11 protein-coding genes and 2 pseudogenes are annotated in these 14200 nt (G+C 54.4%); all 13 read left to right on the forward strand.

The annotated features are described in order from the left end of the window. Window positions 1-122, forward strand: a pseudogene (locus tag OQV04_RS20330) (conjugal transfer entry exclusion protein TraS); the annotation flags it as partial. A 13-nt stretch (window positions 123-135) separates the two neighbouring features. Beyond that, entirely contained in the window at window positions 136-867 is a 732-nt protein-coding gene (gene traT / locus OQV04_RS20335; RefSeq protein ID WP_000850424.1) for a conjugal transfer complement resistance protein TraT, read from the forward strand. Window positions 868-1118: 251 nt separating this feature from the next. Then, complete coding sequence (traD, locus tag OQV04_RS20340) at window positions 1119-3281, forward strand: type IV conjugative transfer system coupling protein TraD (RefSeq protein WP_001332348.1); 2163 nt, start codon at window positions 1119-1121, stop codon at window positions 3279-3281. Further along, the gene (gene traI / locus OQV04_RS20345; protein WP_063073481.1) at window positions 3281-8551 is read left to right on the forward strand and encodes a conjugative transfer relaxase/helicase TraI; all 5271 of its coding nucleotides are present in this window, start codon (window positions 3281-3283) and stop codon (window positions 8549-8551) included. The genes traD and traI overlap by 1 nt, the downstream gene beginning before the upstream one ends. Window positions 8552-8570: 19 nt before the next feature. Further along, window positions 8571-9317 (forward strand): conjugal transfer pilus acetylase TraX, encoded by a 747-nt coding sequence (traX, locus tag OQV04_RS20350; RefSeq protein ID WP_063073482.1) that lies wholly within the window; start codon window positions 8571-8573, stop codon window positions 9315-9317. Between the two features lie 54 nt (window positions 9318-9371). After that, window positions 9372-9932 (forward strand): fertility inhibition protein FinO, encoded by a 561-nt coding sequence (locus tag OQV04_RS20355; protein WP_063073483.1) that lies wholly within the window; start codon window positions 9372-9374, stop codon window positions 9930-9932. 133 nt (window positions 9933-10065) lie between these two features. Continuing rightward, window positions 10066-10278, forward strand: coding sequence for a hypothetical protein (locus tag OQV04_RS20360; protein WP_032084501.1), 213 nt, complete (start codon window positions 10066-10068; stop codon window positions 10276-10278). 252 nt (window positions 10279-10530) lie between these two features. Beyond that, window positions 10531-10632, forward strand: a pseudogene (locus tag OQV04_RS25215) (hypothetical protein); the annotation flags it as partial. Between the two features lie 333 nt (window positions 10633-10965). After that, window positions 10966-11259 carry a Hok/Gef family protein gene (locus OQV04_RS25220; RefSeq protein WP_371179061.1) on the forward strand — a complete coding sequence of 98 codons (294 nt, stop codon included), beginning with the start codon at window positions 10966-10968 and terminating at the stop codon, window positions 11257-11259. Between the two features lie 115 nt (window positions 11260-11374). Further along, window positions 11375-11632 (forward strand): replication regulatory protein RepA, encoded by a 258-nt coding sequence (locus OQV04_RS20370; protein ID WP_000083845.1) that lies wholly within the window; start codon window positions 11375-11377, stop codon window positions 11630-11632. Between the two features lie 231 nt (window positions 11633-11863). Next, window positions 11864-11938 (forward strand): RepA leader peptide Tap, encoded by a 75-nt coding sequence (gene tap, locus OQV04_RS20375; RefSeq protein ID WP_001442103.1) that lies wholly within the window; start codon window positions 11864-11866, stop codon window positions 11936-11938. Continuing rightward, window positions 11931-12413: a hypothetical protein gene (locus OQV04_RS20380; protein WP_074149688.1), complete on the forward strand. Its 483-nt coding sequence runs from the start codon at window positions 11931-11933 to the stop codon at window positions 12411-12413. The genes tap and OQV04_RS20380 overlap by 8 nt, the downstream gene beginning before the upstream one ends. Further along, window positions 12406-13263 (forward strand): incFII family plasmid replication initiator RepA, encoded by an 858-nt coding sequence (repA, locus tag OQV04_RS20385; protein ID WP_019842754.1) that lies wholly within the window; start codon window positions 12406-12408, stop codon window positions 13261-13263. Before OQV04_RS20380 ends, repA begins: the two co-directional genes overlap by 8 nt. Window positions 13264-14200: the final 937 nt, after the last annotated feature.

Consider the following 14200-nt stretch of genomic DNA (forward strand, 5'->3'; position numbering starts at 1 on the left):
TTTTTGCACTAATGATTACATTCATATTATTTTTCTTGGTGTATACCATAGATATAAATCGTTATAATCTCTCAGCTATAGCCTCAGTAATAGGACTGTTCAAAAAAGAGTCTGTTAGTTAAAAGGATATTTTGGATGAAAACAAAAAAATTGATGATGGTTGCACTGGTCAGTTCCACTCTGGCCCTTTCAGGGTGTGGTGCGATGAGCACAGCAATCAAGAAGCGTAACCTTGAGGTGAAGACTCAGATGAGTGAGACCATCTGGCTTGAACCCGCCAGCGAACGCACGGTATTTCTGCAGATCAAAAACACGTCTGATAAAGACATGAGTGGGCTGCAGGGCAAAATTGCTGATGCTGTGAAAGCAAAAGGATATCAGGTGGTGACTTCTCCGGATAAAGCCTACTACTGGATTCAGGCGAATGTGCTGAAGGCCGATAAGATGGATCTGCGGGAGTCTCAGGGATGGCTGAACCGTGGTTATGAGGGCGCAGCAGTTGGTGCAGCGTTAGGTGCCGGTATCACCGGATATAATTCCAGTTCTGCCGGTGCCACACTCGGTGTGGGCCTTGCTGCCGGTCTGGTGGGTATGGCTGCAGATGCGATGGTGGAAGATGTGAACTATACCATGATCACGGATGTGCAGATTGCAGAGCGTACTAAGGCAACGGTGACAACGGATAATGTTGCCGCCCTGCGTCAGGGCACATCAGGTGCGAAAATTCAGACCAGTACTGAAACAGGTAACCAGCATAAATACCAGACCCGTGTGGTCTCAAATGCGAACAAGGTTAACCTGAAATTTGAAGAGGCGAAGCCTGTTCTCGAAGACCAGCTGGCCAAATCAATCGCAAATATTCTCTGATTATCTTCCGGAGGCTGGTCTGACCGGCCTCCTGACTGACGCCTCGCTTTGCTCGTTGTCCAACCCCGGAAAGAAATAAAATAAATTTTATTTCTCCCCGGCGTTTCCGAAATAAATATGAAAACACTGAGCGGTTGTGCAAATTCTTTGTGCGACCGTGAAGTGTTGCCGGCGAAGCCGGAATTTAACGGTTATTAATCTTTTCATCATTAATAATCAGTCCGACTGACTTTTTTCTTCGGAATATCATCATGAGTTTTAACGCAAAGGATATGACCCAGGGCGGTCAGATTGCGTCCATGCGTATCCGCATGTTCAGCCAGATCGCCAATATCATGCTTTACTGCCTGTTTATTTTTTTCTGGATACTCGTTGGTCTGGTTTTATGGGTAAAAATAAGCTGGCAGACGTTTGTGAACGGCTGTATTTACTGGTGGTGTACCACGCTGGAAGGCATGCGGGATTTAATCAAGTCCCAGCCGGTCTATGAGATCCAGTATTACGGCAAAACCTTCCGGATGAACGCTGCTCAGGTACTGCATGATAAATATATGATCTGGTGCGGAGAGCAGCTATGGTCCGCATTCGTTCTGGCTACAGTTGTGGCACTGGTTATTTGCCTGATTACCTTCTTTGTTGTCTCCTGGATTCTGGGGCGTCAGGGTAAACAACAGAGCGAAAATGAAGTCACAGGTGGTCGTCAGCTGACGGAGAACCCGAAAGACGTTGCCCGGATGCTGAAAAAAGACGGCAAGGACTCCGATATACGGATTGGCGACCTGCCGATTATCCGGGATTCCGAAATCCAGAACTTCTGTCTGCACGGCACGGTCGGGGCCGGTAAGTCGGAAGTTATCCGTCGTCTGGCCAACTACGCCCGTCAGCGTGGAGATATGGTGGTGATTTATGACCGTTCAGGGGAATTTGTTAAAAGTTACTATGATCCCTCCATCGATAAAATCCTGAATCCGCTGGATGCCCGTTGTGCCGCCTGGGATTTGTGGAAGGAGTGCCTGACACAGCCGGATTTTGATAATACCGCAAATACTCTGATCCCGATGGGCACAAAAGAGGACCCGTTCTGGCAGGGTTCAGGACGTACCATTTTTGCGGAAGCGGCGTACCTGATGCGTAATGACCCCAACCGCAGCTACAGCAAACTGGTGGACACACTGCTTTCCATCAAAATCGAAAAACTGCGTACCTTCCTGCGTAATTCACCGGCGGCCAACCTGGTGGAAGAGAAAATTGAGAAAACGGCGATTTCCATCCGTGCTGTGCTGACCAACTACGTGAAAGCCATCCGTTACCTGCAGGGGATTGAGCATAACGGTGAGTCTTTTACCATCCGTGACTGGATGCGGGGTGTCCGGGAAGATCAGAAAAACGGCTGGCTGTTTATCTCGTCGAATGCCGACACCCATGCCTCCCTGAAGCCGGTGATCTCCATGTGGCTGTCCATTGCCATTCGTGGTCTGCTGGCAATGGGAGAAAACCGTAACCGTCGTGTGTGGTTTTTCTGTGATGAGCTACCCACGTTACACAAACTGCCGGACCTGGTGGAGATCCTGCCGGAAGCCCGTAAGTTCGGTGGCTGTTATGTGTTTGGTATCCAGTCCTATGCCCAGCTGGAAGATATCTACGGTGAGAAAGCGGCTGCCACGCTGTTTGACGTCATGAACACTCGTGCCTTTTTCCGTTCTCCCAGCCATAAGATTGCAGAGTTCGCTGCCGGTGAGATTGGTGAGAAAGAGCACCTGAAAGCCAGCGAGCAGTATTCCTACGGTGCTGATCCGGTACGTGACGGGGTATCGACCGGTAAGGATATGGAGCGCCAGACGCTGGTCAGTTATTCCGACATTCAGTCTCTGCCGGATCTGACTTGTTATGTCACCCTGCCCGGACCGTATCCGGCAGTAAAACTCTCACTGAAATATCAGGCACGTCCGAAGGTTGCCCCTGAGTTTATTCCGCGTGACATCAACCCGGAAATGGAGAACCGTCTGAGTGCCGTACTTGCCGCAAGGGAAGCAGAAGGTCGTCAGATGGCCAGCCTCTTCGAACCGGATGTGCCGGAAGTTGTTTCCGGAGAAGACGTGACTCAGGCTGAACAGCCGCAACAGCCGCAACAGCCGGTGTCTCCTGCCATAAACGATAAGAAGTCAGATTCAGGTGTGAATGTTCCGGCAGGGGGGATCGAGCAGGAGCTGAAAATGAAACCGGAAGAAGAGATGGAACAGCAACTGCCACCCGGGATCAGTGAATCCGGTGAAGTGGTGGATATGGCCGCTTATGAGGCATGGCAACAGGAAAATCATCCGGACATCCAGCAGCAGATGCAGCGTCGTGAAGAGGTGAACATTAATGTGCACCGGGAGCGTGGGGAGGATGTTGAGCCGGGAGATGATTTCTGATGATGAGTATCGCGCAGGTCAGATCGGCCGGAAGTGCCGGTAACTATTATACCGACAAGGATAATTACTATGTACTGGGCAGCATGGGAGAACGCTGGGCCGGCAGGGGGGCTGAACAGCTGGGACTGCAGGGCAGTGTCGATAAGGATGTTTTTACCCGTCTTCTGGAGGGAAGGCTGCCGGACGGAGCGGATCTAAGCCGCATGCAGGATGGCAGTAATAAGCATCGTCCCGGCTACGACCTGACCTTCTCCGCCCCCAAAAGTGTCTCCATGATGGCCATGTTAGGTGGCGATAAGCGCCTGATTGATGCACATAACCAGGCCGTGGACTTTGCTGTTCGTCAGGTGGAGGCGCTGGCCTCCACACGGGTGATGACGGACGGACAGTCAGAAACGGTACTGACCGGTAATCTGGTGATGGCACTGTTTAACCACGACACCAGTCGCGATCAGGAACCACAGTTACACACGCATGCGGTGGTGGCTAATGTTACGCAGCATAACGGTGAGTGGAAGACACTGAGCAGTGACAAAGTGGGGAAAACGGGGTTCATTGAGAATGTGTACGCTAATCAGATTGCCTTTGGCAGGCTCTACCGGGAAAAACTGAAAGAGCAGGTTGAGGCGCTGGGCTATGAAACCGAAGTGGTGGGTAAGCACGGTATGTGGGAGATGCCGGGCGTACCGGTGGAGGCCTTTTCCGGACGCTCACAGACTATCCGGGAGGCCGTCGGGGAAGATGCCTCGCTGAAATCCCGGGATGTGGCGGCACTGGATACGCGAAAATCCAAACAGCACGTCGATCCTGAAGTCAGAATGGCTGAATGGATGCAGACGCTGAGGGAAACCGGGTTCGACATCCGGGCGTATCGTGACGCGGCGGATCAACGGGCGGAGACCCGCACGCAGGCGCCCGGGCCTGCTTCACCGGACGGGCCGGATGTGCAGCAGGCGGTGACACAGGCGATTGCCGGATTAAGTGAACGCAAAGTGCAGTTTACGTACACGGACGTGCTGGCCAGAACGGTCGGCATACTGCCGCCGGAAAATGGTGTGATTGAACGGGCACGCGCCGGTATCGATGAGGCCATCAGCCGTGAGCAGCTTATCCCCCTCGATCGTGAGAAGGGGCTGTTCACGTCCGGGATTCATGTGCTCGATGAGCTGTCAGTCCGGGCACTCAGTCGTGACATCATGAAACAGAACCGGGTGACCGTACATCCGGAGAAAAGTGTCCCCCGGACGGCCGGTTACAGCGATGCGGTCAGTGTTCTGGCACAGGATCGCCCGTCGCTGGCTATTGTGTCCGGGCAGGGCGGTGCAGCCGGGCAGCGTGAGCGGGTGGCGGAGCTGGTCATGATGGCCCGGGAGCAGGGGCGGGAGGTGCAGATTATCGCCGCTGACCGTCGCTCGCAGATGAACCTGAAGCAGGATGAACGGCTGTCCGGTGAGCTGATAACCGGACGTCGTCAGCTGCAGGAGGGCATGGCCTTCACGCCGGGCAATACTGTTATCGTTGACCAGGGCGAAAAACTCTCCCTGAAAGAGACGTTAACCCTGCTGGACGGTGCTGCACGTCATAACGTACAGGTCCTGATAACCGACAGCGGGCAGCGAACCGGTACAGGCAGTGCACTGATGGCCATGAAAGATGCCGGGGTGAACACATATCGCTGGCAGGGGGGAGAACAGCGGCCGGCCACCATCATCAGTGAACCGGACCGTAATGTCCGCTATGCCCGGCTGGCAGGAGATTTTGCGGCCAGCGTGAAAGCCGGAGAAGAGAGCGTGGCACAGGTCAGCGGGGTACGGGAACAGGCCATACTGACACAGGCCATTCGCAGTGAGCTGAAAACACAGGGCGTGCTCGGACACCCGGAGGTAACCATGACGGCACTGTCACCGGTCTGGCTGGACAGCCGGAGCCGTTATCTGCGGGATATGTACCGTCCGGGGATGGTGATGGAGCAGTGGAACCCGGAGACACGCAGTCATGACCGCTATGTTATCGACCGGGTGACGGCGCAGAGTCACAGCCTGACCCTGCGGGATGCGCAGGGTGAAACGCAGGTGGTGCGTATTTCCTCCCTGGACAGCAGCTGGTCGCTGTTCCGGCCGGAAAAAATGCCGGTGGCAGACGGCGAGCGTCTGAGGGTGACCGGGAAAATTCCCGGACTCCGCGTCTCCGGCGGTGACCTCCTGCAGGTGGCATCCGTCAGCGAGGACGCGATGACGGTTGTTGTGCCGGGACGGGCTGAACCGGCCTCCCTGCCTGTGGCTGATTCACCGTTCACGGCACTGAAGCTGGAGAGCGGCTGGGTGGAAACGCCCGGGCATTCCGTCAGCGACAGTGCGAAGGTTTTTGCCTCCGTCACACAGATGGCAATGGACAACGCCACCCTGAACGGTCTGGCCCGCAGCGGTCGTGATGTCCGGCTGTATTCCTCACTGGATGAAACCCGTACTGCGGAAAAACTTGCCCGCCATCCCTCCTTTACGGTGGTTTCTGAGCAGATAAAGGCGCGTGCCGGTGAGACATTGCTGGAAACCGCTATCAGTCTGCAGAAAGCCGGGCTTCACACGCCGGCACAGCAGGCCATTCATCTGGCCCTTCCTGTGCTGGAAAGTAAAAACCTGGCCTTCAGCATGGTGGACCTGCTGACAGAGGCGAAGTCGTTTGCTGCAGAAGGAACCAGTTTTACTGAACTGGGAGGGGAAATCGATGCGCAGATAAAACGGGGTGATTTACTGTATGTGGATGTGGCAAAAGACTATGGCACAGGCCTGCTGGTTTCCCGTGCGTCGTATGAGGCAGAAAAGAGCATTCTTCGCCATATTCTCGAAGGTAAGGAGGCGGTCACGCCGCTGATGGAGAGAGTACCTGGCGAACTCATGGAGAAACTGACATCAGGACAGCGCGCCGCCACCCGCATGATACTGGAAACGTCCGACCGCTTCACGGTGGTGCAGGGCTATGCCGGTGTGGGTAAGACCACACAGTTCCGGGCGGTGATGTCAGCCGTGAACATGCTGCCGGAGAGTGAGCGTCCCCGTGTCGTTGGGCTGGGTCCCACACACCGTGCGGTCGGGGAGATGCGCAGCGCCGGCGTGGATGCGCAGACATTGGCGTCTTTTCTGCATGACACGCAGCTGCAGCAGCGCAGCGGAGAAACGCCGGATTTCAGCAACACGCTGTTCCTGCTCGATGAGAGCTCAATGGTGGGCAATACCGACATGGCACGGGCATACGCCCTGATTGCGGCCGGTGGCGGTCGTGCCGTGGCCAGTGGTGACACGGACCAGCTGCAGGCCATCGCGCCCGGTCAGCCTTTCCGTCTCCAGCAGACGCGCAGTGCTGCCGATGTGGCCATCATGAAGGAGATTGTGCGTCAGACGCCGGAACTGCGGGAGGCGGTATACAACCTGATTAACCGGGATGTGGAAAGGGCACTATCCGGGCTTGAGAGTGTGAAACCGTCTCAGGTGCCACGTCTGGAGGGCGCATGGGCACCGGAGCACTCCGTGATGGAGTTCAGTCACAGCCAGGAAGCGAAACTGGCAGAAGCGCAGCAGAAGGCGATGCTGAAAGGCGAGGCTTTCCCGGATGTCCCCATGACACTGTATGAAGCCATTGTCCGCGACTATACCGGCAGAACACCGGAAGCACGGGAGCAGACGCTGATTGTCACGCACCTGAATGAGGACCGGCGCGTGCTGAACAGCATGATTCATGATGCACGGGAAAAGGCCGGTGAGCTGGGAAAAGAGCAGGTCATGGTGCCTGTCCTGAACACAGCGAATATACGCGACGGGGAGCTGCGTCGTCTCTCCACCTGGGAGACACATCGGGACGCACTTGCCCTGGTGGATAATGTGTATCACCGGATTGCCGGTATCAGCAGGGATGACGGGCTGATAACCCTGCAGGATGCTGAAGGTAACACGCGGCTGATTTCGCCCCGGGAGGCGGTGGCTGAAGGCGTCACACTGTACACCCCGGACACCATCCGGGTGGGAACCGGTGACCGGATGCGCTTCACGAAGAGTGACCGGGAGCGCGGTTATGTGGCCAACAGCGTCTGGACGGTGACAGCGGTTTCCGGTGACAGTGTCACGCTGTCGGACGGACAGCAGACCCGGGTGATTCGCCCCGGTCAGGAGCGGGCAGAGCAACATATTGACCTGGCCTATGCCATCACCGCCCACGGTGCGCAGGGGGCAAGTGAAACCTTTGCCATCGCGCTTGAAGGTACGGAAGGCAGCCGGAAACAGATGGCCGGCTTTGAGTCAGCCTACGTGGCCCTGTCGCGTATGAAGCAGCATGTGCAGGTGTATACCGATAACCGTCAGGGCTGGACGGATGCCATTAACAATGCCGTACAGAAAGGAACTGCCCACGATGTGCTTGAGCCGAAATCGGACCGGGAGGTCATGAATGCAGAGCGGCTGTTCAGTACGGCGCGGGAGCTGCGGGACGTGGCGGCCGGCCGTGCCGTTCTCCGTCAGGCGGGACTTGCCGGGGGAGACAATCCTGCACGGTTTATTGCACCCGGGCGCAAATATCCGCAGCCGTATGTGGCACTGCCGGCTTTTGACCGTAACGGCAAGTCCGCCGGTATCTGGCTGAATCCGCTGACCACGGATGACGGAAACGGGCTGCGGGGCTTCAGTGGTGAAGGCCGGGTGAAAGGCAGCGGGGATGCGCAGTTCGTGGCCCTGCAGGGCAGCCGTAACGGAGAGAGCCTGCTGGCTGATAATATGCAGGATGGTGTCCGGATTGCCCGTGATAATCCTGACAGCGGTGTGGTGGTAAGAATCGCCGGTGAAGGTCGTCCGTGGAATCCCGGTACCATCACCGGTGGTCGCGTGTGGGGGGATATCCCGGACAACAGCGTTCAGCCGGGAGCCGGAAATGGCGAACCGGTCACGGCAGAGGTACTGGCACAGCGGCAAGCTGAAGAGGCCATCCGCCGTGAAACGGAACGCCGTGCGGATGAAATTGTCCGTAAAATGGCAGAGAACAAACCTGACCTGCCGGATGGCAAAACAGAGCAGGCTGTCAGGGAGATTGCCGGGCAGGAGCGTGACCGGTCTGCCATATCTGAACGGGAAGCCGCGCTGCCGGAGAGTGTGCTGCGTGAATCACAACGGGTGCGGGAAGCGGTCCGGGATGTTGCCCGGGAAAATCTGCTGCAGGAGCGACTGCAGCAGATGGAGCGGGATATGGTTCGTGCCCTGCAGAAAGAGAAAACCCTGGGCGGAGACTGATACAGGAAGATAAACGCTGATGACAACGGATAACACGAACACAACACGTAATGATTCACTGGCTGCCCGGACCGATACCTGGTTGCAGTCGTTGCTGGTCTGGTCACCCGGACAGCGGGATATCATCAAAACGGTGGCACTGGTGCTGATGGTTCTGGACCATGCAAACCGCATTCTGCATCTGGACCAGTCGTGGATGTTTCTGGTCGGGCGTGGGGCCTTTCCGCTGTTTGCCCTGGTGTGGGGGCTGAATCTGTCCCGTCATACGCATATCCGGCAGGAGGCCATTAACCGGCTGTGGGGATGGGCGGTGATTGCCCAGTTCGCATATTATCTGGCCGGCTTTCCCTGGTATGAGGGGAATATCCTGTTTGCCTTTGCAGTTACGGCACAGGTGCTGACATGGTGTGAAACGCGCACCTGGTGGCGTTCCGCAGAGACCATGTTGCTTCTGGCAATGTGGTTGCCTTTCTCCGGCACCAGTTACGGCATTGCCGGGCTGCTGATGCTGGCAGTCAGCCACAGGCTGTACCGGGCGGAAGACAGAATGGAACGTCTGGCGCTGGTCGCCTGCCTGCTGGCTGTTATTCCGGCGCTTAACCTTGCCACCAGTGATGCAGCGGCGGTGGCCGGCCTTGTGATGACGGTGCTGACCGTTGGTCTGGTGTCGTGTGCAGGAAAATCATTACCCCGTTTCTGGCCCGGGGATTTTTTCCCGACGTTCTATGCCTGTCATCTGGCTGTGCTGGACGTTCTGGCGCTGTGACGGGTATGGTATCTTTGGCCGCAAGAGGATGATTCGTCAGAGGCAGAACACAGCATGACAGAGCAGAAGCGACCGGTACTGACACTGAAGCGGAAGACAGAGGGAACAGCGCCTGTCCGCAACCGGAAAACCATCATCAATGTCACCACGCCACCAAAATGGAAGGTGAAAAAGCAGAAGCTGGTGGAGAAAGCGGCTCGGGAGGCAGAGCTGGCGGCAAAAAAAGCGCAGGCCAGACAGGCGCTGTCCATTTATCTGAACCTGCCCACACTGGATGAAGCCGTGAACACCCTGAAGCCCTGGTGGCCGGGATTATTTGACGGTGACACCCCCCGGCTTCTGGCCTGCGGTATCCGGGACGTGTTACTGGAAGACGTGGCGCAGCGGAATATCCCGCTCTCGCATAAAAAACTGCGCAGGGCGCTGAAGGCCATCACCCGTTCAGAAAGCTATCTGTGTGCCATGAAAGCCGGTGCCTGCCGGTATGACACGGAAGGGTATGTGACGGAGCATATTTCTCAGGAGGAGGAAGCGTATGCGGCAGAGCGTCTGGATAAAATCCGCCGCCAGAACCGGATAAAGGCAGAACTTCAGGCCGTGCTTGATGAGAAGTAAAAAAAGCCTCCATCAGAGAGAGGAGGCAGGGAAATAAGGCTTAAAAGGAAATAAACTTCCGTACCCGAAAGGAAGCCAATTCAGTAGATTATTTAACACCATAATACTGACGGGTTAAAGAGGAGTGATAAAGATGAATGGATTCAGAAACAGTTCACGGAACGGTCAGGTCTGGCGCTGGCAGCGTGCCGGAAGCCGGGCCGTTATTCTGGAGGTCAGTGGACGCTGGATGGAAGCGGCAGAAGGATGGCGACGGGCTGCCTGTGTTGCGCCCCGGACAGACTGGCAGCAGTTTGCCCGAAAAAGGGCTGAACACTGCTACCGGCGCTGCCGGGGAAGGGTGTAACGAAAAAGCAGCCTTCATTACTCCAGGAGTCAGAAGGCTGAAAGGAGTTTATGAGATTTGCTTTTTTAATATCCGGTCGGGCAGTATGACCAGTCAGTTCTGAGTAGCACAGAGTTTTTTCCGTATTAAGTCGCGATTTTATATTTTGTGATTAATGTCACGAAATAACGTCTTATTCAATGTGCGCTGCAATATTCAGGATTGCCTGAAATACAGGTGTACAGGTGCCATTTATTTGTTATGGATAATAATATGAGGAAATATATTCTACTGGGATTATTTATTTTTTTATGGTCGGTATTGTCTGCAGATGTTCACGGGCAGATTTATGCACCAGACGGAATGAATGTTAATTAGTTTATGAATACAACAGGGGCTGATCAGCAATCACCGGAACATCGTAGCTGACGCGTTCGCAATGCTCAGTTGTCCCCCCCGGAAACGGGAAAAAGTAAGTTTTCCCCCGCTCCCGGCGTTTTTGTAACAAAAACAGGCAAATGGGGGTAATAGCCAGCAACAGGGAATGTGGTATTATCGCGGCGGGTGTCTGAGCCTTTCTGGTTCAGGCAAGACGCAGGTACCAGAAATGCGAAGACCCCACTCGTTAATCCATTAACTCGTGAGGTCTGCATGAAGTACCTTAACACTACTGATTGTAGCCTCTTCTTTGCAGAGAGGTCAAAGTTTATGACGAAATATGCCCTTATCGGGTTGCTCGCCGTGTGCGCCATGGTGTTGTGTTTTTCACTGATATTCAGGGAACGGTTATGTGAGCTGAATATTCACAGAGGAAATACAGTGGTGCAGGTAACTCTGGCCTACGAAGCACGGAAGTCCCCGCTTTCCGGAAGTGTGAGGTATTTCAGGGGCAGACATCCTATATACCAGAAACAGCCGGTCCCGCCCGGGGCCGGCACCCTGGCTAAGGCATTTCCAGCTTTTCAGTCATTTCATTATCAAAATCACATTAAACGGTCGTAATCAGACATGATTTGTGCGCCAACACAGATCATCGTCACAACTTTCAAGTCGCTGATTTCAAAAAACTGTAGTATTCTCTGCGAAACGATCCCTGTTTGAGAATTGAGGAGGCGAGATGTCGCAGACAGAAAATGCAGTGACTTCCTCATCAGGCACCAAGCGTACATACCGGAAAGGTAACCCTGTTCCGGCCAGAGAGAGGCAAAGAGCTTCTCTGGCTCGCAGAAGCAACACTCATAAGGCTTTTCATGCGGTTATTCAGGCCCGGTTAAAAGACAGGCTGAGTGAACTTGCGGATGAGGAAGGTATTACTCAGGCGCAGATGCTTGAAAAACTGATTGAATCAGAGTTGAAACGCAGAGCGACTTCGTAAATATTCACATTCTTGCTTATCTCAGGAGTGAGTGGTAGATTGCTGATCGTTTAAGGAATTTTGTGGCTGGCCACGCCGTAAGGTGGCAGGGAACTGGTTCTGATGTGGATTTACAGGAGCCAGAAAAGCGAAAACCCCGATAATCTTCTTCAAGTTTGGCGACTAGAAAGATTACCGGGGCCCCATAAAACCGCATAGCCAACAATTCAGCTATGCGGGGAGTATAGTTATATGCCCGGAAAAGTTCAAGACTTCTTTCTGTGCTCACTCCTTCTGTGCATTGTAAGTGCAGGATGGTGTGGCTAATCATGAAACACATTCAGTAATAGCGGGTGGGATTGAATCAGATCTTCACATTGATTCCAGCAAGTATCCTCACCCGTTTTGCTGCCTTCTCCAGAAAAGGGCTCATTTTGACTCCTTCAAGCATCTGATCTTCATCAGAGGTTTTCTTGCAATAGCGCATGGCAAACGTAAAAATAAAATCAGCGCGTCGATGGTTAGTTTTTATGTTTCCCTCGTACAAGTAATGTGCGCACACTACATCCCTGATACGAACAAAGTTAACTTATCTGTTAAAGAGCTTTCAGTTTGTAGTGGAGGTTCATACACTCGTGTTTGGAGAGCCCTCAAAACTCTTGATAATGATCTTCATCTCATCGCTTTTGATGGAGGAACCATCTGGTTCAGACCAGATATGTTCGAAACTTTACGTGTCGGCCCAGACGAGCTAGTTGCCGCCCGTAGGAGGGGGAATAGTGTTGGAGGGGGACATGGCTGATCTCCTTCAAAAATACTATTCACAGGTTAAAAACCCGAATCCGGTGTTCACACCCCGTGAAGGTGCCGGAACGCTGAAGTTCTGCGAAAAACTGATGGAAAAGGCGGTGGGCTTCACCTCCCGTTTTGATTTCGCCATTCATGTGGCACATGCCCGTTCGAAGGGACTGCGTCGGCGCATGCCACCGGTACTGCGTCGCCGGGCTATTGATGCGCTGCTGCAGGGGCTGTGTTTTCACTATGACCCGCTGGCCAACCGCGTCCAGTGCTCCATCACTACGCTGGCCATTGAGTGCGGACTGGCGACGGAGTCTGCTGCCGGAAAACTCTCCATCACCCGGGCCACCCGAGCCTTGACGTTCCTTGCAGAGCTGGGACTGATTACCTACCAGACGGAATATGATCCGCTTATCGGGTGCTACATTCCGACCGATATCACGTTCACACCGGCGCTATTTGCCGCCCTTGATGTGTCTGAGGATGCAGTAGTTGCTGCGCGCCGCAGTCGTGTTGAATGGGAAAACAGACAGCGCAAAAAGCAGGGACTGGATACCCTGGGTATGGATGAACTGATAGCGAAAGCCTGGCGTTTTGTGCGTGAGCGTTTCCGCAGTTACCAGACAGAGCTTAAGTCCCGTGGAATAAAGCGTGCCCGTGCGCGTCGTGATGCGAACAGGGAACGTCAGGATATCGTCACCCTGGTGAAACGGCAGCTGACGCGTGAAATCTCGGAAGGGCGCTTCACTGCCAATCGTGAGGCGGTAAAACGCGAAGTGGAGCGTCGTGTGAAAGAGCGCATGATTCTGTCACGTAACCGTAATTACAGCCGGCTGGCCACAGCTTCCCCCTGAAAGTGACCTCCTCTGAATAATCCGGCCCGCACCGGAGGCATCTGCACGCCTGAAGCCTGTCGGCGAACAAAAAAACAGCACCGCATACAAAAAACAACCTCATCATCCACCTTCAGGTGCATCCGGTCCCTCCTGTTTTTGATACAAAACACGCCTCACAGACGAGGAATTTTGCTTATCCACATTTAACTGCAAGGGACTTCCCCATAAGGTTACAACCGTTCATGTCATAAAGCGCCATCCGCCAGCCTTACAGGGTGCAATGTATCTTTTAAACACCTGTTTATATCTCCTTTAAACTACTTAACTACATTCATTTAAAAAGAAAACCTATTCACTGCCTGTCCTGTGGACAGACAGATATGCACCTCCCACCGCAAGCGGCGGGCCCCGACCGGAGCCATTTTAGTTACAACACTCAAATACAACCACCAGGAAAACCCCGGTCCCGCGCAGAACTGAAACCACAAAGCCCCTCCCTCATAACTGAAAAGCGGCCCCGCCCCGGCCCTTCGGGCCGGAACAGAGTCGCTTTTAATTATGAATGTTGTAACTACATTATCATTGCTGTCAGTCTTCTGGCTGGAAGTTCTCAGTACACGCTCGTAAGCGGCCCTGACGGCCCGCTAACGCGGAGATACGCCCCGACTTCGGGTAAACCCTCGTCGGGACCACTCCGACCGCGCACAGAAGCTCTCTCATGGCTGAAAGCGGGTATGGTCTGGCAGGGCTGGGGATGGGTAAGGTGAAATCTATCAGTCCGTACCGGCTTACGCCGGGCTTCGGCGGTTTTACTCCTGTGCTACATGTAACCACCGTATGCCGCCTTACATGCGCTGACGCGCATTATTTGTCTTGTTGGGGAGCCCGCAGAATTCGGAAAAAATCGTACGCTAAGGTTTTCCGGGCATCCGTAAGGGCCGAAACTTCCCGTCTT

This window comes from Escherichia sp. Lx600-2 (genome assembly GCF_036662595.1).
Taxonomy (GTDB): domain Bacteria; phylum Pseudomonadota; class Gammaproteobacteria; order Enterobacterales; family Enterobacteriaceae; genus Escherichia; species Escherichia coli.